At 46.3% G+C, this 20315-nt stretch carries 21 protein-coding genes and 1 pseudogene; 9 read left to right on the top strand and 13 right to left on the bottom strand.

Features of this window, described 5'->3' with window-relative positions; translation table 11 throughout:
* Positions 1–49 precede the first annotated feature (49 nt).
* The 9 genes and pseudogenes from QUA27_RS08860 to grxC all read right to left on the bottom strand — a co-directional run bounded on the left by QUA27_RS08860 (position 50) and on the right by grxC (position 11182).
* Positions 50–1702, bottom strand: a complete 1653-nt coding sequence (locus QUA27_RS08860) for a hypothetical protein (protein ID WP_333067489.1) — start codon at positions 1700–1702, stop codon at positions 50–52.
* A gap of 38 nt (positions 1703–1740) precedes the next feature.
* Positions 1741–2253, bottom strand: a pseudogene (locus QUA27_RS08855) (AAA-like domain-containing protein); the annotation flags it as partial.
* Positions 2254–2426: 173 nt separating this feature from the next.
* Positions 2427–2615, bottom strand: a complete 189-nt coding sequence (locus QUA27_RS27350; protein WP_445251480.1) for an AAA-like domain-containing protein — start codon at positions 2613–2615, stop codon at positions 2427–2429.
* 46 nt (positions 2616–2661) lie between these two features.
* The gene (locus QUA27_RS08850) at positions 2662–5163 is read right to left on the bottom strand and encodes a glycosyltransferase family 2 protein (protein ID WP_333067487.1); all 2502 of its coding nucleotides are present in this window, start codon (positions 5161–5163) and stop codon (positions 2662–2664) included.
* A gap of 725 nt (positions 5164–5888) precedes the next feature.
* Positions 5889–6470, bottom strand: coding sequence for a hypothetical protein (locus QUA27_RS08845; protein WP_333067486.1), 582 nt, complete (start codon positions 6468–6470; stop codon positions 5889–5891).
* A gap of 166 nt (positions 6471–6636) precedes the next feature.
* The gene (locus tag QUA27_RS08840) at positions 6637–8475 is read right to left on the bottom strand and encodes a CHAT domain-containing protein (protein ID WP_333067485.1); all 1839 of its coding nucleotides are present in this window, start codon (positions 8473–8475) and stop codon (positions 6637–6639) included.
* Between the two features lie 108 nt (positions 8476–8583).
* Positions 8584–9723, bottom strand: a complete 1140-nt coding sequence (locus tag QUA27_RS08835; RefSeq protein WP_333067484.1) for a Gfo/Idh/MocA family protein — start codon at positions 9721–9723, stop codon at positions 8584–8586.
* Between the two features lie 141 nt (positions 9724–9864).
* Positions 9865–10851 carry a glutathione synthase gene (gshB, locus tag QUA27_RS08830; protein ID WP_333067483.1) on the bottom strand — a complete coding sequence of 329 codons (987 nt, stop codon included), beginning with the start codon at positions 10849–10851 and terminating at the stop codon, positions 9865–9867.
* A gap of 67 nt (positions 10852–10918) precedes the next feature.
* Positions 10919–11182 carry a glutaredoxin 3 gene (gene grxC / locus QUA27_RS08825; RefSeq protein ID WP_333041860.1) on the bottom strand — a complete coding sequence of 88 codons (264 nt, stop codon included), beginning with the start codon at positions 11180–11182 and terminating at the stop codon, positions 10919–10921.
* A gap of 499 nt (positions 11183–11681) precedes the next feature.
* Between grxC and QUA27_RS08820 the strand changes: the two genes are divergently transcribed.
* Positions 11682–11882 carry a hypothetical protein gene (locus tag QUA27_RS08820; protein ID WP_333067482.1) on the top strand — a complete coding sequence of 67 codons (201 nt, stop codon included), beginning with the start codon at positions 11682–11684 and terminating at the stop codon, positions 11880–11882.
* Positions 11883–12478: 596 nt separating this feature from the next.
* Here QUA27_RS08820 and hflX read toward each other — a convergent pair.
* Positions 12479–14209, bottom strand: a complete 1731-nt coding sequence (gene hflX / locus QUA27_RS08815) for a GTPase HflX (protein ID WP_510175256.1) — start codon at positions 14207–14209, stop codon at positions 12479–12481.
* A 443-nt stretch (positions 14210–14652) separates the two neighbouring features.
* Between hflX and QUA27_RS08810 the strand changes: the two genes are divergently transcribed.
* Complete coding sequence (locus QUA27_RS08810) at positions 14653–14865, top strand: chlorophyll a/b-binding protein (RefSeq protein WP_333041855.1); 213 nt, start codon at positions 14653–14655, stop codon at positions 14863–14865.
* A 298-nt stretch (positions 14866–15163) separates the two neighbouring features.
* Positions 15164–15442, top strand: a complete 279-nt coding sequence (locus QUA27_RS08805; protein ID WP_333067480.1) for a photosystem I reaction center subunit PsaK — start codon at positions 15164–15166, stop codon at positions 15440–15442.
* A gap of 162 nt (positions 15443–15604) precedes the next feature.
* Here QUA27_RS08805 and QUA27_RS08800 read toward each other — a convergent pair whose 3' ends face one another.
* Both QUA27_RS08800 and QUA27_RS08795 read right to left on the bottom strand, forming a co-directional pair.
* Complete coding sequence (locus QUA27_RS08800; RefSeq protein ID WP_333067479.1) at positions 15605–16153, bottom strand: DUF1349 domain-containing protein; 549 nt, start codon at positions 16151–16153, stop codon at positions 15605–15607.
* A gap of 6 nt (positions 16154–16159) precedes the next feature.
* Positions 16160–16930, bottom strand: coding sequence for a CPBP family intramembrane glutamic endopeptidase (locus QUA27_RS08795; protein WP_333067478.1), 771 nt, complete (start codon positions 16928–16930; stop codon positions 16160–16162).
* A gap of 46 nt (positions 16931–16976) precedes the next feature.
* Between QUA27_RS08795 and QUA27_RS27345 the strand changes: the two genes are divergently transcribed.
* Complete coding sequence (locus QUA27_RS27345; RefSeq protein ID WP_445251486.1) at positions 16977–17159, top strand: GNAT family N-acetyltransferase; 183 nt, start codon at positions 16977–16979, stop codon at positions 17157–17159.
* A gap of 138 nt (positions 17160–17297) precedes the next feature.
* On the opposite strand, the gene QUA27_RS08790 is transcribed toward QUA27_RS27345, so the two are convergent.
* Positions 17298–17480 carry a DUF433 domain-containing protein gene (locus tag QUA27_RS08790; RefSeq protein WP_333067476.1) on the bottom strand — a complete coding sequence of 61 codons (183 nt, stop codon included), beginning with the start codon at positions 17478–17480 and terminating at the stop codon, positions 17298–17300.
* Positions 17481–17735: 255 nt separating this feature from the next.
* Here QUA27_RS08790 and QUA27_RS08785 point away from each other — a divergent pair, with 255 nt between their 5' ends.
* From QUA27_RS08785 to QUA27_RS08765, 5 genes are all read left to right on the top strand, one after another.
* On the top strand, positions 17736–17972 hold the full coding sequence (locus QUA27_RS08785) for a DUF433 domain-containing protein (protein WP_333067475.1): 237 nt from the start codon (positions 17736–17738) through the stop codon (positions 17970–17972).
* Between the two features lie 12 nt (positions 17973–17984).
* The gene (locus QUA27_RS08780; RefSeq protein WP_333067474.1) at positions 17985–18161 is read left to right on the top strand and encodes a hypothetical protein; all 177 of its coding nucleotides are present in this window, start codon (positions 17985–17987) and stop codon (positions 18159–18161) included.
* A gap of 13 nt (positions 18162–18174) precedes the next feature.
* Entirely contained in the window at positions 18175–19173 is a 999-nt protein-coding gene (locus QUA27_RS08775; RefSeq protein ID WP_333067473.1) for a S1 family peptidase, read from the top strand.
* Positions 19174–19385: 212 nt separating this feature from the next.
* Positions 19386–19541: a hypothetical protein gene (locus QUA27_RS08770; protein ID WP_333067472.1), complete on the top strand. Its 156-nt coding sequence runs from the start codon at positions 19386–19388 to the stop codon at positions 19539–19541.
* A 133-nt stretch (positions 19542–19674) separates the two neighbouring features.
* Positions 19675–20298: a Uma2 family endonuclease gene (locus QUA27_RS08765; RefSeq protein WP_333067471.1), complete on the top strand. Its 624-nt coding sequence runs from the start codon at positions 19675–19677 to the stop codon at positions 20296–20298.
* The last annotated feature ends 17 nt before the right edge of the window (positions 20299–20315 follow it).

Raw genomic sequence — 20315 nt, 5'->3', positions numbered from 1 at the left:
TGTTCTACGATCCTCTTAAACCGAATAAAAAACTTAGCTTTGTATCGGATTAACGAGGGCTGGTACTTCTACCGACTTCTTCTAGCAGAAAACTAAAATCTGATAAAACCTCTTGAGAATTACCTCTAGAGTTTGGCAGTTTTGCATGGACATGGCAGCCAATACAGGAATCGCCGTGAATCTGGTTTTGCGAATAAGCCTCTAGAGATACATTAACGAGCGCTCCCGGTCTAATTTGCTCTTTTTGAATCAGTGATATCAACCTGTCTGAAAGAGATTGGCCTGGATTCTTTGAAGGTGGATTCTCCTGGAAAATACCAGGACTCTGCATCCATTGAGTCCCCACCAATTGATAATACTGCCATACAGAATTATCTGCAACATTTTTAAATTCTGTCTGCCACTTTTCATTCTGCTGTTTGAGCTGTTTTTTGATGTCATCAGCAAGGTAACTATTCCTGCACTTGGGCTGTTCGGCCAGTCGCACAACCTGGGTAGGAATTTGTGCTTTCGGTACGATCTTTCCATCTGGGGAGATCGTCTGTGTCACCGCATGGGGAGATTCATCGCGCCAAAGAAACGGCCATTCTACATAGGGATAGTTCGGTTTGCAATTTCCCGTCTTTGCATCGCAATCTGGATCGGATAGAGTTGGCTTCAACTCAACTCCTTTAGGTGGATTAATGACTTCCAAATTATCCACTTGTTCAAAAGTTGCCCAAACCCATCCGGGAGTTGAACCTTGCTGCTTAGGCATTTTATAGGCTATATGGAAGCCAATCAGACCCACTTCAATTTCTTGAAGCACGGTCTCGTCAGGAGAAGAAATATTTGGATTTCTAGCATCAGGACAACTCCCCTTAGAACAGAATCGTTGCTTAGGAATTTCTAATACCCGCTTCGTGGTATAGTACCGAGCTTTTTCTTCAGGTTTAGAGTCTTTGTCAAAAACCCGCCAAGCTGCCTTAATTTCTATAGGTGCATCTACACTGACAGCCGTCGAGTTAAATGCAAATCTCTTTTCGTCCTTGTACTCAGCCAATTTATTAGCCTTGTACCATTCGTTATCAACAATTTGCTTGAACTCATTGTGATTCAGATGAGTCTCGACGATCGCATAATTTCCTCGTCTATCCACAAGTGGGATATTATTGAAAAAGGCATCCTCACTTCCTTCCGGCGCAGAATCAACTTCTTCTCTAGGACACTTGCCACTAGCATTAACTCTTTCTACCCAAGCACGGCTCTTTCGTAGATTTTCTTCCATTTGGGAAGTTTCTAATAAACCCGATCCTTTGGCTTCGTTCAAATCTAGTTTTAAAGTTCTTGTTGCGAAAGGATTGAGCGTAGTTAGCTCCGGGTTTTCAGCATTAGGAAGAAACACCTCCGCAGGAGTTCGATAAAACTCCCATACTCGGGGAGCGAGCGGTGCTTCACCAAATTTCAACTCTAAGGGTTTGCCGTCGTAGTTAGCTGGCCAGTTTAAGGTTACAAATGTTTTCCAAGCAACATCGGCAAAACTAATTGCGTTAGGAGGATAAGGAGGTTTTGCAGGTAGCTCTTTGAAGTTTCCTAGGGTGAGAGGTAGCGGATAATACCTGCTATCTAATGCTTCCTGAGCGCGATAGGAAAGTACGAACCCCGAACCCAGAGAAATAATCGTTACTAGGAATGCTACACTCAGGAATCGAATAATTTTCATAGCTCTCTTTTGATTACCCTGACAACTTTTGAATCCGATCAACTGCTACTAAAGCGATCGCCAAAATACTGCCTAAACAAATCGCAACTTACCGTCGCCAGATTGCCTGGTAAATTTACCAACCCCATACTTTCCAACTTAAATGCCTCCAGTAAATACAACTCCACAGGTGTGCTGCTTTTGACAACTCCCACGAAGGCTGCCAGCAAATCTGGCTGCTGTTGTAAGTTCCACAGTTGTCGTTTTAGGCGATCGCCATAAATTCCGGCGCAGATGGGAGAGTTTTGCAATACTTGCTCTGGAGTGACATCCCCACGCCCGATACGATCAAGAGCTACCCGTACTAAATAGGTATTCCTGTTTACAAAACCCGTCAGTTGCTGGGCATCTTCCCCTGACCAATCCAGTCCTTGCCGTTTCGCCCAATCCTACACTTTGTCGCTGTTAAAGGGCCCTAGCCCCAGATTAAACGGCGACTTATTTACACTCAGCGGGATATACAGCTTAGGGGAGTCTACCACGACTAACCGGAGTTTTCGCCAAATTCCCCGATTTTTTGCTTCAGGAGTGCCAAGTTCGCAAAAGTCCGCAAAAGTCGATCGTCAAATTGGGATAGGCAAAACAAGCGATCGGTATCGCCTCAAGCTAACACTAAAAGTTTGGTTGTTGAGGGTAGCAAATACTGCTGGAAGTACATCTTGCTGCTAACCTGACTGCCAAATAGCTACTCCCAATATTCTGCTATTTGATTGCCCAGTTGCAAACCCAAATCGACCTTGGCGCAGAACCACCGCAAGAATCTATCCCAATCTGGAAAATTTTCTTTATTTGCTAACTGAAAATGTATAAATATTTTTGCACGATTACTTAAAAGATATGAGGTAAGGTAATCTAAAAATCTATCAACCTTCATCTGCTGATATCTGCGGTGAAAAATTCCCAACTAGGAGAAATTCCCTCTAAAGTTGCGAAACTCTGATCGGCCTAACGGCCCTATTCCTCTCAAAAACAGCCCTCGGTTTCAAAGCAATTCTCAACAACAGCCACAGCGATCGCCATTCTCCGGGAGTTTCCTGCCGCTGCCACTGGCCCGGCCGACAGTACAGCATTTCGATCAAACAGCGGTGCTGGCTAATACTCAGGCGATCGAACGCAATTCGCACAGTGGGAAATTCCACAAAACTGCACTCTGTTGCATCCCGAAAACTCGACTCCAACTGAGATTTATCGCTCACCAACTCAATCTTAGCCACAGGAATAAAACAGTTCTCTTCCATAATTTCCAGAGTCGCCGAATCGCAATCAATCAAACCTTTTGCCAAACGACGCTCAGTGCCGAACTCAACAACAGACGGCGCTACCGATATCCTCGCTTTGACTGCCACCCTGCGAGGGATCGCTTTTATTTTAGCCTGCGATACACTTGTTTCAACGGCATATTTTGGCAAAATCTCTGGTGCAGTAAAACTCTCTTTACTACCTTTACCTTGCACGGCAAAACTTGGCCACTGCGTCAGAGCAACTTCAGCGCCACTTTCCGAAATTACAGTTGTTATACCCCAAAAACGTTTACCGCCAATATTCAATTGTACAACCCTGCGTAAATTGAACCATTCGTAAATGTCCGGCTTAGGAATATCCACCAAAATCAGTAATGCAATCCCCAGCATCAGCAGGTTGTAAGCGCTCCAAATCCATCCCAAACTCATTCCTTTGGACAAATGTGCACTTGCTGATATTGACTGTACGCTGGCAACATTTTTAACTAAATTAATGTTTAAATTGTGCCACAAACTGAATGCTGTAGCTGCGAATAAGACAATCAAAGGCCATCCCAAATTCCAGTTAAAACTAAAGCGATCGCTCGCAATTCCTTTCGGTGTCACCTGAAACCCTTTCCCAAAGGGATTCAGCATGGAACTCACCACCGTCACCGCTAAAGGAATACACTGGACGAACGAATAAACATCGGAAAGCAAAGCCGAGCCCGATCTGCGGTTCAGCCAAGAAAACACAGTAAGTTGCACAAAATAGTAAGGCAGGAAAAAGTACAGCAATTCCCGCGCACTTGCCCGCAAAGGAATTATGGCTAGAAACGAATAAGCTAAAGGTATCAACAGATATAAAACCCTGGTTAAACTGGTAAACCAGTGCAGCAATCCTTCCAAATGAGACAGCCTTTGTACGAATCTGAGACCGCGAATTGTTAAAGGATTGGAATCAATAAAAAATGCCTGAAGCGTGCCTCGCGCCCAGCGTAGCCTTTGATTTAGATGAGCCTCTATATTTTCAGCAGCCAAACCAGCACTCAATTTTTCATCTAAATAAACTAAGCGATATCCGGTTGCTGACAGCCGAATTCCGGTAAAATAATCTTCGCAGATTGAATCTGTGACCAAGCCTCCCGCTGCTTCTAAAGCACTCCGCCTCACTACAAAAGATGTACCGCAACAAACCACGCTGTCGGCGCTGTCTTTGATGATTTCAATTTGCCTGTAAAATATTTCTTCTTCCGGCGCGAGCACATTTTCTAAACCTAAATTACGGGAGATGGGGTCGTGGTTGTAAAAGCTTTGCGGTGTTTGAACGAGGGCGATTTCGGGATTTTGAAAAAATCCAACTGTGCGAGTTAAAAAGTTTTTAGTGGGAATAAAATCTGCATCGAAAACTACAATTAGTTCTCCATTGGTTAGGGCTGTGGCATGATTAATGTTTCCAGCTTTGGCGTGAATATTATCGGGTCTGGTTATATACTCGCATCCCAGTTCTTTTGCCAGCAACTTGAGTTCATGGCGCTTGGTATCGTCAAGCAAATATACTTTTTTGTTGGCATAATCTAAAGCTTGACAGCCAATTACAGTGCGCCGTAAAATAAAAGTCGGTTCGTTGTAAGTTGGGATAAAAATATCTACTGCCGGGGTGAAGTTTCCAGCTTCAACTGCAACTGCCATGCGATCTGCTTCTCGACGCCGGTCTTTCATTCTCAGCATTAAATACAGTTGAATACTGGTGTTGAAAACCAGTAGCATTTCTAGGAAAAACAGTCCCAAACTAAAGATACCGTTGAGGGGATCGGTTAAATTTAGAGTAGCGAGCGATCGCCACAAAACGTAGCGAATGGTTAAAGCCAGAACTATTGCGACTACTACTGCGCGCGACCATTTCTGCGGTTGAGGCGAAATTTTAATTGCAGCTAAAGCAACGGAGACAAGCGCCACAGTCGGCACTAACAAATACATCTTGCTCGTAGCAGGCACTTGCAGCCACACAGGCGGGTTTTGCTGCCAAGTGTTGATTGTGGCAAAAATATCGCTGACAGTACCTTCACCTGAAAACCAGGCCCCGGCGATCGCACCTGCGAAAGCAACCGCCCCCAACACGACTAGCGTTGCCGCGGGCATCCGCGAAATCCGCCAAAAGCGGCGTTTCAAGTCTTGAAAATCAAATCTTGAAGTTGTCATAAAATAATTTTAAAGTCCCGATCGTGCCTGCAACAGTCAGAGTTTCCTGCTGTCCACTTTTTACTTCAGTTGAAAATTCTCACACACCCCAATTATTATATTTACATTTTTTAACATTCTGACCATTGTATGATACTTCATCTTGCTTGCTGTTGCCAAACTGCTTAGCGAGTCAAAACCTGGCAAAATATAGCACAAGGAAGAAGGAAAAAGACTTTAGTTACCTAGGAGAGAAGTCAATCGATTTTAGATTTTAGATTTTAGACTTCGGCGTGAGCGCTCAGTCGAACGGTTTTAGATTGAAGCATTGACCCCACGGATAAATTCGGGGACTTGTATCCTGGATGCTTTCGGTCAGAAGCAATCTTCGGCAAGGATTTCAGCAATTAAGAACCTCCTAACTTACATCTTGTAGCAATGTCTGCAACAGGCTTTCGGGCCTGTTCCACAATAAAAAATATTTCTTGTGGGCCGTTTCTGCGACGGCACCCATAAAAAGCTTATTGAAAATCCTGCCACATCTCAGTCCTAACTGTAGGGCGCGCTTGCTAGAGTTCAAAAAAAATTATCTTGTCTACAAATCAAATAGGATTGCTACATCAAACTATAGCAATCCATAGGATTTAACAATTAGACGAATTCGACATCTAACTAAAGGTAGATTAATTTTATATTAATTTAAAAAATTACCGCTATCGCAGCACAAAAACCCAGCCACTACATAACTAATCAGCAATTTCTAATTGCGAGATTGCATAGCGGGCGACAGCCAAACTAACTCTGGCTTGTTCTATTTCCGACAATTGGGCCCAAGGTCTTTTAGTAGCCATGACTAACTCCGCCCCTTCCGAATCAACATCTCGCATCGCATAAGCTAAAGGACGTGCCAACACCTGCAAATCTTCCTCAGCCCACTGAGGCAAAATATCTAAGACGCACTCTACCATTTGGTCAGCTAAAGATTGATATTTAACAGTTGCGTTTTGCACGCTTTGAGCGATGCGGGCCAGAAAATCTTGAGGAACGCGAGCAAATTTTTCGCGCAAAGACTTTTGCAGAGCAGTCGTCAGCCAAACTTGTTCTAATTGCGAGAATAAAACTTGCGATTTCAGGGCAATATCGCTGTCGCTGAAGGAATCAGATAGCGCAAATTCCTGCTCTAGGGCAGCCAAATAAGATTCTGATTCAAGCTGTGCAGGATTCCAGGGATAAGCAACATCAGTCTGAACTATTGTGGCGAGAAGTTCCATCTGGGCCTGAGTTTGTGAGTCGCGAAAATATTCAGAATCAGGAGATTGGGTAGCCATGATGTAATACCTCAGGGGGAAAAGGAAAATATAGAAGGGGGACTGTGCCAAGAGCTAGTTGGGAGCTATCAGTGGTAAGTAACTCTTTTAAATTCAGATTGGAGACTCAACGCCCAGAACTTTGCTGTGCCGATCGCCCATTGCCTTCATTAGCTACACCCGCACCTTAATTCGTTCCGCAATCAGTCTCACTGTACCCCGAAGTTTTAGGAACCTCAATAGTGAACTCAAAAATCTGACCTTGAGAACTGCCAAATTTTAGCTGAGTCCCGCTGCGTAGCAGCAATTCTTGGTGGTGAACTCTCTGCCATCCCTCAGATCCCAAAACTAGAGTCCCGTAGCGAGAAAAATCGCGCAGGAAGTAGCTAGGTTCTTCCCGGCTATCTCCGATACTGTTTCTGCAGAAAATCTCGGCGTGTTTTTGAGAAACCCACTGTTCTCGAATCACTACGTCGTTTTCTTCCCAGCGTCCGACTCGAACCATACCTGCGGGAATCGGCCAAACCTGATTGGTCGAGTCGGTGGATTTGGCATTTGGTCGATCGCGCCCCCGCAAATAAGCACAAGAGGGCAACCGTCCCAGCCAAGTAGAAGAATTTAAAGGCAACTCTGTTTTGAGGTCATCTACCGGCTCAGTTAGCTGACCGTCAAACTCTGGGTGCATATACAGCACAGGCAGCGTCCAAGCCGGTTGATTGAACTTGTAAAGCGTCAGTAGCTGCTGTCTGGCGACGGCGACGGCCCGATCGATCGACATCCGTCCGGCCAAAGCTTGGGCAAAAGTTTGGATAAAACTCAGGGCCTCGCGATCGGCGATCGAGTCCCGCATTCCCAACACCGCCGGCACCCCGTGATGGATCAGTACCTCAGCCAAACTGCTGCGGGCGATCGCCTGTTGCTGGCCGTTAGTTGAGTGCACCATCTCCACCGCCGGCTGAGCTCCCCAGCAGGCATTAAACACCGCCAGAGTCACGCGGCACCGAACTAATACCTGAGCCAATTCAGTACCGTTAATCGCCGTTTCCGGCCCCAAAAACAGCAAACCGCCGTCGGGGCCCGGTATCCCGTGGCCGGCGTAAAACAGAATGTTGTAAGCTTGCGTTTCCAGCCGAGAAATTAGTTCTGCCGGAGTAGGTTCGATCAGAGTATCGACGCGAGTCGGAACGCTGATGTCAAAATATTTGCCGCTGTCGTCGGTTTGAAAAGCACTTTCCAGAACGCCCGCTAAGGCGAGTGCTTCTTCTCCCAACTGCAAATGACCGTTATTACTGTTGGAAAATTGAGAATTAGCACCGCCGCCTGGTTCTGCTTGTCCCAACACTAGCAAAATGTTGAGCGACTCCGCAGGCTGCAGGGGTGGCAAAGGTTCAACATTGCTGGTAGTGCGGCTGAACAGCAGTTGCTGCGACAGAGAAATCGCCGGTTGACCGGCTTGAGGCTGCATAATTTCCCAAGGCAAAGCAATTAAATACGGTTCGCGCAAATCTATGCGTACTCGCAGGGGTAGATTTTGCCCGATCGCAATACCTTTACTTTCCTGGAGACTACCCTGAATCGGGCCTTCAAACAGCCACTGCCAAAGATTAATCCCCAAATGCTGCATCAGGCGGCTACTGTAGCTTGCCGGTGGCCGAGGCGGATGCTGATCCCCCTTGTCGCCCCACCCTTGCTGGCCTAGGTGGAGCGGCACAGAGGGCGTCGCTGGAGCGAGATCTAGCGACTGAGGACTTCGTTGTTCAGTTTCTGGCAGTATATTCTGGTTGTTTTCCGGCGAGACGAAACTGCCATCAGGATTTAGGGGCAATTCGTGAATTGTCCCGGAGGGCGAAAACATTTCCTGCCAAGCTTTCCAAGATTGGGAGAGGGTATCGGGCCACATACAGTCGTGGTGAACGTACCCGCTGGGATAGGGAGCTTGTAGAACCCAAGTGGCAAAATGGTTTGCCCCAGCGGTTCTCAGGCGAGCGATCGCTATACTGAGGCAAGGACTTTCAGGGCGCGCCATTCACAACTATCGACTCTGGATATAGGGTTGGATTGAGTTTATCTATTCGTAGTTTATCGGGTTTGGGGTGCGATCGAGTGCGTGAGATTGCTTTGGCAGTTTTTACTTTTACTTAGTGTCCAAAAATTTATCTATACTCGGTAAATCTACCCAAGTTCCCGTAACATTCGACTCTTGGGTCAAATCCATCAACAACTGCGAGTAAACCCCTTCTCTGAGGGACGGTATCAACGATTTACCTGCATCAATTGCTTCTACCCACCTATCTACTACTCGAATAAACGGTGCAATTCTCCCGTCTGGATAAACTTGAGGAAACTCCAATCTTTGAGGAATTTTGATTTCCGCTAAAGGTTCTCCACCTTGGGAACCCCACAAGCGAAATCCGTGGACGTAATCTTGCTGGTTGTCGCTTCCCAACACCAACGTACCCTTACTCCCGTATATTTCCACCCAGTGTCCCCGCCCTTGATAAGTAACAGAACTCAAACAAACTTGACAAGGAGTTCCCCCGGCTAATTCCAACATCAACGTGCACGAATCATCGGCATCAACTAATTTTAAATTTCCCCAATCATTCGGATCTGGCCGCCGCGAAATTCCTGTAATCAATTGCCCCGAAAGCCTCTGGGGCGGGCCGAACAGCCAGCTAACATAATCAAAAACGTGAGAACCTGTCGCGCCCAAAACTCCGCCGCCTCGCTCTTTTTGCGCGTACCAATTCCAAGGGCGATTAGCATCAGCGCGGCTCGACACCAGCCAATCAATCTTAATTAAACGCTTTTCTCCCACATATTCGGCTGCCAATAATTCTGCTAGCATTTGCCATGCGGGGATGAAGCGAAACTCAAAGTCCATTGTGGCAATTGCTCTCGAACCACCATTTTTAAAATCGGTTTGAGATTCGTTGTTTGCCAATCGGTAAAGTTCCCTAGCTTCATTTGCTGTCAGGGCTGTGGGTTTTTCTAATAATAAATGCTTGCCTGCTTCCAAGACGGTTTTTGCCATTTCATAATGCAAAAATGGCGGTGTGGAAATGCTGACGCCCGCTACTTCTGGGATGGCTACTATATCGGCGATCGAGTCGCAAGCGTAGGGGGTATTGTGGGTAGAGGCGAGATCCTTTGCTTTGTCTATATTCCGGTGGTAAACAGCCACAACCTCTGTCCGGTGATGGGCCTGGAATCCGGGAAGGTGTACTTTTTGACCGAAACCTGTACCGACTACTGCAACGCCAATTTTTGACATAATTTAATAATTGGGAATTGGGAATTGGGAATTGGGAATTGGGAACAACTAACAAATAACTAACGACTGTAAATCTGCTTGACGATCGATAATTAATCCGTGTATCCGTGTCCTAATCTGTCTCGTGCTTGGCTTTTTCCCTCATCCTTCTTCCTTCTTCCTTTTTCCTTCTTCCTTCTCCACCCATTCAATTACTTGTTTGCCCAAACTAACGCCGTCAAATAAGTCAATTTCTCTGATCCCTGTAGGGCTAGTGACATTAACTTCTGTGAGATAACCGCCAATAATATCAATGCCGACAAAGTACAGTCCGTCCCGTTGCAGCACTGGTTCTAACTGAGCACAAATTTGCAGTTCGCGATCGGTAATTTCTGTTTTTGCGACTCGGCCGCCGACGGCCATGTTGCCGCGAAATTCATTGCCCGTGGGAATGCGGTTGATAGCACCGATGGGCTTGCCGTCTAACAATATAATCCGTTTATCTCCCTCTTTGGCTTCCGGCAGATAAGTCTGAACCATCACTGGAATTTGCCCTTGTTGAGTGCTAATTTCGACCAGGGAGTTGAGATTGCGATCGTCCGCTTCCAAGAACAAAATCCCCTCGCCCGCTTTGCCACCCAAAGGTTTAAGAACTGCTGCTCCTTTTTTCTCAACAAATTGCCGAATTACCTGCTTGTTTTGAGAAACAATTGTCTCGGGGATCGCTCCCTCAAATTGCAAAGCATACATCTTTTCATTCGCCGCCCGCAATCCTTTGGGACTGTTAACTACCAAAGTTTTAGTGGGATCGATGCCATCTAAAAGGTAAGTAGCATAGAGGTAAGGAATGTTGACTGGGGGGTCTGTCCGCATAAATACTGCGTCCATTGCTTCCAGAGGCTGCAAAGTAGGCTGTCCCACCTCATACCAAGCCTCAGCAGCCTCCCAGCGTCCATCTACGACTTTTACTGGGGTGAGGGCTACCCGACTCAGCATTGCCCAGGTTTTGCCACCGATGACGCTTAGTTCGTTGGCTTGAGTTGCCCACACTTCGTGACCCAACTCTTGAGCGGCTTCCATCAGCGCTACGCTGGTATCGTGTCCTGGAATTAGTCGCGCGAGGGGATCGATGATGAATGCAAATTTCATTGTCAATTAAAATTAAGAATTGGTCGCAGGAAAATTAGGGCTAACTGAAAATTAGACAGGGAATGCCTCATTTTGCTGCTAGCAGCGGGTCTAGCTGGCCTAGAGCATCGAGTTTGTGAATTTCGTCGCAGCCACCTATGTGTTGGTCGTTAATGAATATTTGTGGCAAGGTGCGGCCTCCGTTGGCTCGATCGCTCATTTGAGCCCGTGCTGCTTCATCTCCGTCGATCGCGTACTCTGTAAAATCAATCCCTTTTCGCTTTAGCAGTGCTTTGGCACGAACGCAAAACGGGCAGGTTCTCCAAGTGTAAATTTCTACTTTAGGGGTCATGGACGCTCAAGCAATAACAATATTTTTTAATTGTAATCTTAACCTTAGTGCGGACTGTTTTTAGTTCCTAGGCTAAAACCCTTGATTTTTCTGTGGTAGCGAACTTGCCTTGGAGCCTTGAAACCCTTATTTTACGGTTCCTCTCAAAAACTATCGGAAGGATTGATATTAACCAATCTTATTTTAATTTTTATATTTTAATTTTTATTACATATAGCAACCTTCTCTGTTGCACCGGAGGTTATTCATTGCTGAAACCCTTGCCGGGAAGTGCATTTGCCTTCTTCCTTGTTTTTACCCTGACTGAAGTCGCTATAGTTTTCTTCCTTCAACATCCGGCTCTATTTGCAGCGCACAAGCTCGGTGTGAAGTTATTTTTTATACAACTTTTTATTATTTTATATATTAAGTAAACAAATACCCATGCTTAAATAAACGGAGACATTGGGAAGGCAAACAGGTTGGTACTCAGCCTGTCTAGCGCTGCGGACCAACCTGCTTGTTTCGCTTTCTGCACGACGAACAGATCATTCCTGCACCTGTCAGTAGGACTGCGATCGCAGTACCCGGTTCAGGAATAGAAGTTGAGCTTCTCGAAGGTGTGGTTGTGTATATTTGGGACAAACTCGACTGCGTGGCCAATTGCGGGCCGGGTCCCGTTGCTGTGGATGTCTGGCTGGAGGAACAGGCACTAGAATAATTTCCGGGACCGCAAACATCTACTGCTGAAGCCGGAGGGGCGGCAGCTAGATAGTAAAACGCTGTTGCCAGCGTGGCAGAGAGTCCAATTGCTAGTTTTGCCAGTGGCGTACACATAACTATTTAGTTAAACAGTGGTAAAATCGAAAAATAGAAATAGTCCTAGAGATTAGCGCTGTACGACGGGCAAGGATTTTAGAGTTCTTACAATAAATGGATGTATTCTCTCACGGACGTCTGTAAAGATAGTATAGCGCTTGAGGTGAGTGCCCAAACACTTTAATAATATTATTCTCTTTTACCGTGACATCCCGTACTGTGGTTTGCACAGGTAGTTTGCACAGAGTTAAGCAACATCATTATTTTTGCCACCTCTGAACCAACAGCCCTTACAGCCATTAACAAAGAGTCTTTTTACCTTGACCGCGACCTCCGGAAATTAATTATTTAACCGATCGCAAAATAGAGATGCTGTATTGTACTTTGCAATGCACAATCTGACTACTCTTTTATAATCTCATAGTTCGACTAGATCTGTCCTCAGTATATGTACGTATATTCCCCCATGTCAACTATTCAAAAGGAATATTTAAGTATTTACCGAGGGTAGAGGGCGTATTGAATGAGCTGAGCTAGTCTGTCGCGGAGAGTTTCCATCCCGAGACCTTTGGCAGCAGAAATAAATACTGCTTGAGGAAATTCTTCTCGGGCGAGGGCGAGAGTATCTCCATCTACGGCATCGATTTTGTTGAAAACTACAAGGGCGGGGCCGGGAGTTACGGGCATATCTGTCAAAATATTCATGACCGATCGAATTTGGCTCTGCCACGCGGGATGGGAGAGATCGACCAGATGCAGCAAAGCATCGGCGTCAGTGACTTCTTCGAGGGTAGCCCGGAAAGCGTCGATCAAGGCGGGGGGAAGTTCCCGAATAAAGCCCACTGTATCTGTGAGGACGATCGACAGGGGTTCCCTGGTGACAGTGCCGGGAATGGTCAACCGTCGAGTTGTGGGGTCGAGGGTGGCAAATAACTGGTCGGCGGCGTAGACCTCGGAATTTGTGAGCAGGTTAAGCAGAGTCGATTTACCGGCGTTGGTGTAGCCAACGATCGCCACTGAGGGTACATCGTGATGATGGCGGTTCTGCCGCAGCCGGAAGCGGTGCGCCAGCAGTTGATTTACTTCTTGCTGCAATCGAGAAATGCGTTTGGCGATCGTCCGCCGTTCGGTTTCTAGCTTGGTTTCCCCAGGGCCTCTGGTACCGATGCCGCCACCCTGTCTCGACATTGCCTGACCGCGACCTCTGAGCCGGGGCAGGGCGTACTCTAGCTGAGCGAGTTCGACTTGCAATTTACCCTCGCTCGTTCGAGCTCTTTGGGCAAAGATGTCGAGAATTACCTCTGTTCGATCGACCACACGAATACCTATCTGAGTTTCCAAGTTCCGTATTTGTGCGGGGGCCAGGTCGCGATCGAATACAACCAGGTTAGCGCTAATCGTCTGAGCGGTGAGGGAAATTTCCTGAACTTTGCCTTCGCCGACGACGGTTTGCGGATGGGGGCGCGATCGTTTTTGGCGCACTGTTTGCAGAACCTGACCCCCAGCGCTTTCAACCAGCCGCGTGATTTCTGCGAGCCCGTCCTCAAACTCCAACTGAGTCATGTGCTGAGTCATCACACCTACCAACAGCACTTTGTCTTGGTCTGCATCGACCTGCTTAGCGACAAACTCTGCTTGAAACTCTGCTTCGAGTCCTTCCACTAAATCCAGAAAGTCTTGGTCGGCGAGTTCGTCCAAATTCAGCGGTTCTGATATTTTCCACGGAAAGTGTGGAGTTTGAATTAGTGACTTTGGAATTGAAGGTTCTTCTATTTCATCAGTTGCATCTGGTTCTAACTGAGCGCTCAAAACAGAGAACTCAAAATTTGGCTGATCTCCTTGGGGTATCAGGTGAGCGAGATAAGTTTCTTGGATGTAACCAGTCGCACCGCCGCCGCGACGCTGAAATCCTCCGCCGGTCAGTGTCAGCCAAACGAGGGCGTCCAGGCGCTGAATTGCCATTGCTGTGAGGGCTGCTTCGCTTGGGGTTTCTGGCTTCAGGTGGGTGGCGATGCAGCGAATGCCGCTGAGGCGACCTCCCCCGTAGCGGGGCAATTCTAGGGGCGCAATCTGCGTTTGCCGGGGTGAACCCACGCCGACGCGAATGACTTGTCCGCGGCGGTTGATGTAGGTGCAGATTGGTTTGTCTATTTCCGTGCTGATGGCCGCGACGCGCTGGGCGAATTCTGCAGTTGTGATGCGATCGCCCGGTAGTCGCTGGTGGTACAACTTTTCGAGTTGCTTGAGCTGGCTGGACTTTAAACCTTGAAGATTGCCGTAGATGGTTTCGATAACTGTTTCTCCCGATCGCTCTGTTTATCTCTTATTTTAATTAACTTCCGCGCGATGTGTTCGGCTTTTGATTTGAAATTTACTAAATTTTTTTGCGTCTAGGAGTTCGCGGATTCAGTATTGTCGAGTCACCAGCGCAGTTGTTTGTCGCGAGGCTGCGATCGAGCCTTTCACAGCGGCCACCTCAACTTGCAGTTGTATTTAGTATTTACAGATACAGGCGATCGCTGAAAAATCGCGCGCAACAAAAGTTAACACTTTATTTTTTGTTTCAAAATCCTCCTTTAGACTTGTGTGTATCTTGAGCCTAGAGACAGATAGCAAAGCAGAAATTAGGTCGCTACCATGAGAAGCGAAACATTGTTAAGGAATGTAAAACCATGGAAACTCGTCCTACTAACTTGCCTCCTACAGCTAATGCTTACAACGGCAAAGATCGGAATGCCTTTCTGTTTGGCTTCAACCCGCAAGCAGAACTTTGGAACGGTCGCTTAGCGATGATCGGTTTCTTAGCTTATTTGCTCTGGGATGCTGCTGGATATAGCGTTCTGCGCGACATTCTCCACTTTCTGCCTACCTACATTGCTCAGTAATGAGTAGCTGTCTTTCCTGTCTGGCAGCGTGAGTAAATGCCGCCACTGCCAGACAGGCTAAAAGTTACAAATGGCAGCGAGTATGGTTGGGTCCCTTTGTATCTTTCGTTACTTTTGAATGGCATTAAAAGACTTCTTGCTGTAATTCGATGATTAGGGGTAGGGGCGCTGTCGCTGGCGCGGTGAAGATTGACAGCAACAGATATTTATTGCGTAAAGGCGATCGCCCCTGCTGTATTTTTGGCAAGAAATCTCATCGAGCATTTCTGATAATTTATGAAAAATAGGAGAATCAACGATGATTAACTCAAATTTACTGGCAGTAGTAGAATCGACTCTGGCTGACACAGCATCAGGAAATTGGCAAAAACCAATAGTGATGTTTGTTTGCAATATCTTAGCATTGCTAGTTCTCAGCCGCCGAATTTGGTATCCCCACGTCGGGCCGAAAATGCCTTTACCCTTCCCCTCTTTGTTCAACAATGTAAGCGTACCAGCATTTCTGGCTTGCATGAGCGCAGGTCATTTGCTCGGAACATTCATGATTTTGACCCTCAACCTCGACAAGTATTTTTAGGATAAATAGCCTTGTTTTTGTGGCGATTTAGTGCTACAAATTGTATTAAGCAGGTTCAAAACCACCCAAAAAATGAATGGCAGGGGTAAGTGAAAAGCACTCACCCCTAATTTTATTTGTATGTATGGAGTCGCGCAGAAATCGGTTTTTTTACCATTCACATTAGATCAGCTTACTATGCTTAAACCCTTCAAATTCGACTGCAAAGCCTTCACCTTGGGGAGCCGCACACATTAACCCAACTTGAACGATTGGTGACTCAGTTAGATATGCCAATCGCATCATTGAATAGTCTGACCCATTCAAAGAGTATTGCACTTCCACCGTTTCAGCTCGGCGCTTTACCCGCAGCCACAGGGAAACTGGTGGCACTTCAAGTGGAATAACAGACCAATCGGAATAGTCTCGCGTCACAACCGCACTCAGGTTTTGCACTCCCTCAACAAACTCAATGCCACACTTGAGCCAGATATTTTCGCTTTCTCGAATCATCAATCCTGCTTGATCGTAGAGTGATTGATAGCAACCAGTAATTTTGACTTCTGCTGTAAAGTCGCCTGAAACTTGACGGTAGTAAAAGTTGCCGTTATCACGAATGAATCCGTAATGAGTTTGCCGCCAAAAGTCAGTCTTTGCGCCGGCGGTAATATGAATAACATCGTTATCCTCATGCCATTGTAAAGGTTCGTTGTACCATTGCATTGTTTGCATATCCTGCTAACTTCCTCCAATTCCATGCAGTACCAAATCGGCCACAAAATGAGATAACATAGCGTATTCTAATCCCCAACGCCAGTAAAGAAAACCAAAGGGAATCCCTAAGAGGGCATTGAGCAAAATCGTTCGGAAAATGACGATTGGGGTTAGTCCCCAGAGATTGGCAGCGGCAGGCAAATGACCCACACCAAACAGAATCGCCGCCGCCACAATTGCCAGCCAAAAAATAAATGTAGAGGGTTGCGGTTTGTCTCGCTCAAAAATCTTCCAAAGTAGCCACGCAATCAATGTCATACCGAACAGTCGCAACAAGAGTTCTTCGGTGATGCCTCCGTAGAAGGAAGCTAATATGCGTTTCCAGAGGTCAATTTCGAGCGTTGTTGGAGTTACCGTGGGCGGCATCCAAGGTTGGAAAGCTAAACTCAATCCAATCAGGACGATTCCACCGATGCAGCCTACAATTAGCGCCGTGTTAAGAGCAGATTGAGATATTGGCCCGAAAGGCTGTCGATATACCAGCGCACGAATGAGGGGGGTATCGAGTCCGATCGACTTACCGAGGCGGAGCCCAATCCAACAAAAGAGAATTAGAAAAATTCCGGTTTGCAGGACGGAGGCGATCGCCAAAACAGGTAGTGGTGCAGGCAATTGACTTAGTGCCGGATTCAGAGACAGCGCATAAGGGAATACCGCCAAGCTTCCCAAACTACCCAGAAACGCCCAGAACAATGCCAATCGGAAGTAATGATTTTTTGCAGTGTTAGCAGACATATTTTTTGAGAAAAAAAACGCATCAATTACACTAAATCAGTCTTGAATATTTGAAAGATTAAAGCTCGATCGCATTTATGCAACTTGTCTCTGGCGGAATATAGCCTCGGCTAAGGTGCTACAAAAGCTGGGAATGACGCAGGAAGGTAGGCAAAAACAGCGTGTTTTTCACCGAGGGCAGTTTGAAGAGATCGAACTTTACGGTTTACTCAAGAAGCACAAATGTTGAGTTTTGTTATAACACTTTACTTCAGTGGAGATATTGATCCTACACCCGCTCAATTTACCCGGTAAAAATCAGTTTCTCTTTCCCAGTTTGAGGATAGTGCTTATCTAGAAGATTTTTCTGTTGGCGATGTATTATTTATTATTTTAGCATTTCATATTTACCAAAGTTGCTGTGCCAAGCTTCAAGACGCTTAACTTCTGCTGCTTGATGGAGCAAAGAAGTTTCAAGTTCTTGGGTGTTGGCATGATAGTAGGTGAGTGCGGGGTAAACTTCGGCGAGGGTGAGATCTCGGATGCGATCGCAAATCTCTTCAGCATTCAATCCTTGCTTGTATCAGGTTACGATCCGGGGAACGGTAACGCCTTTACCGACGATGTGAGGACATCCACCATGCAGTCCGGGAGTGCGTGTAATGAGCGTACCAATGTCAATAGATACTGCAGCGGTCATAAACTATCGAAGTTTGAATGAACTGATCTCTATTACAGCATAGCGCTCGCAGAATTATATCGCGGTGTGAGTTTGGGGCGATAAATGAAGTAAGCTATAGACAAAGATTTTAAACAATTTTAACCAATGCCAGCATCCGTTGCTTATCTGTTTGACAGAATCACAGTGAACCCAAGACAATGTGGCGGCCGTCCCTGCATCCGGGGAATGCGGATTCGAGTCATCGATATCCTAGAGTTGCTAGCTGCTGGTTTGAGTTTTGAACAAATTATCGAAGAATTGCCAGACTTGGAAGTTGACGATATTAAAGCTGCGATTCTGTATGCAGTCCGCAAACTCGATCGTCCTGTTTTGGCCGCATGACTATTTGGTTGAATGCTCATTTATCGCCGCCAGCCATTGCTGTGTGGATTACTGCTACTTTTGGTGAAATACATTAGCGATCGGCGGTATTTTTCTATTGTATTGGGTATTGTACCGCAACTGCGATACAATTATAAGTTGGGCCGTCGCGCGCAGCGTTTGAGTGTTCAAGAATGGCTCTTTGTGTAAAACTTATTTCAACATGGGCCTTGCAACAGATTTAATTCGATTTTTCCACGTTTCAAATGCCCCACTGAGAGACAATACCGTTCGTCCTTGGGCAATATCTGACTTTCTCCAGGAGCATCCGCAGTATCGTGGGGGTATTCTTCGATTGAGTATTGCCTGCAATCGTTTGAGTGCCGAAGGTCTTCTAAACCACGCTGGTAATACAGGCACTGCACCACCTTATGGGGATTGTTATTACTCGATGACGGCTAACCTCAACGAGGAAATAGCAGCGTATGGTATCTTCGAGTTTCTTGTATTCGGTTTTCCGCTCATTCGCAATCACTTCGAGAAATCAGTTCTACCTCTGATTGTGACTCTACAGGATAGAACAGACTCGATAGGGTCAGGTTTTCTGATTGATAGCAACCGCTTTGTAACAGCGGCCCACTGTGTAAAGGGAAAGGATATAAAAAAAATAAAAACCATTCAGATACCGGGATGGAATCCTGTCACGCATGGGCTGAACAGCATCTATATTCCTACAGATGAGAGAATTGATTTAGCAGTTCTGACTTTCGATGCTGACCCATTTCCCGACGCACCAAAATTCAAAATGCAATCGTTCAACGTATTAGATGAAGTTCTATCAATGGGCTACCCTCCCATTCCAGGCTTTCAAAACTTCCTCGTATCAGAAACAGGTCGTGTTGCTGCATACTTGAAATCCACTGTTGGGCAAGTCGTGACCCGAGCAGAATCTTACTTAGACCGCCAAGACTACATTTTGATTAGCGCACGAGTGAAAGGCGGAAATAGTGGTGGCCCCGTTGTCAGTAAAACTGGTGAAGTTATTGGAGTTGTAACTGCTGTTCCTGGAGACAATGCGGTGACAGATACTCTTGGTTACGGTATAGCGATTCCTCATCAAACTGTCATGTATTTTTTGGAGCAGGTGCAAAGTCAAACCAATGAAGTCCAACCCTTATTCTACGAAGTGATTGGAGATAAAATTACGATGCTAGAACGATAAGGACAACGGCCCAACAAGGCGCTGCACCCGACCGCCTACAATCTGCGCTCGTTCCCCGCTTCGGCTTCCGGCGGCGGGTGAGCTTAATCGTTAGACCGCTAAATCTGAGTTGGGTAGTGGCTTGAATGTATCTATCAAATTCCAACCCAAAGGTGAATGCCATGCAAGCCCAACTTCAAGAATAACTTTCTCCTGCTGATGCCGAAGTCATTTTGAGACGCTTTCCAGAACGAATTAAAGCGGCTCTAATTGCGCGTGCTGCGGAAATTGAATATCCGATCGCAACTGCGATCGAAATGGCGATTGCCAGTTTTATCGACACAGAAGCGTTAGGTTTTGTAGATTGCAAACCAGGACGCGGGCAGTAAAACCGAGAACAGGTGTCAAAGTTTACGGTATACTTCCTTAACGCACCCTACAAGAGCAGCCATCTATCTCTCTACCTCACGTTAAGCTAGAAACAGACAACAGAGAGCCAACCTACGCAAAAGGTTAATATCAATGGTTGCGATCGCCCAAAAAACCCTTTCCTTCGAGGAATTTCTCAACTGGGATGACGAGTCCGGCAGATCATTTGAGCTAGTCAATGGAGTTGCCATGCCCCTGAGTGAACCCACAGCCAAACATGAGGATGTCGTCGATGGTTTATGTCGTCTCTTGGTAGATCATTGCCAATCCTTGAACCTTCCCTACGTTCCTCGACAAAGTAAACAAGTCAGATTGAACGCTGCCCCGGGCGAAAGTGAATCGAGTCGTAAAGCGGACATTGTGGTATTTGCCAAGGAAGAATGGGTCAGAATGCGTCAAAATTCTGCCTCTGCTGCTGCCTATATTCCACCTCCGTTGGCGATCGAAGTTGTCAGTACGAATTGGCGCGATGATTACCGCATCAAATTGAATGAGTATGAAACTTTAGGAATCCTGGAGTATTGGATCGTTGATTATGCAGGGTTGGGAGGCGTTCAGTATATTGGTTCTCCAAAACAGCCTACAGTGACCATCAACCGCTTAATCGATGGTGAATATCAGGCACAGCGATATCAAGGAGAAGCCATTATTGTTTCTCCAACGTTTCCTCAGTTGGTATTAACCACCGCTCAAATCGTTGCGATGACACAAGTTTAGTGTTGGCAAATTATTAG

The organism is Microcoleus harperi Pol14_C6, from assembly GCF_036701295.1.
Lineage (GTDB): Bacteria > Cyanobacteriota > Cyanobacteriia > Cyanobacteriales > Microcoleaceae > Microcoleus.
This window is presented reverse-complemented; position numbering and strand designations above follow the sequence as displayed.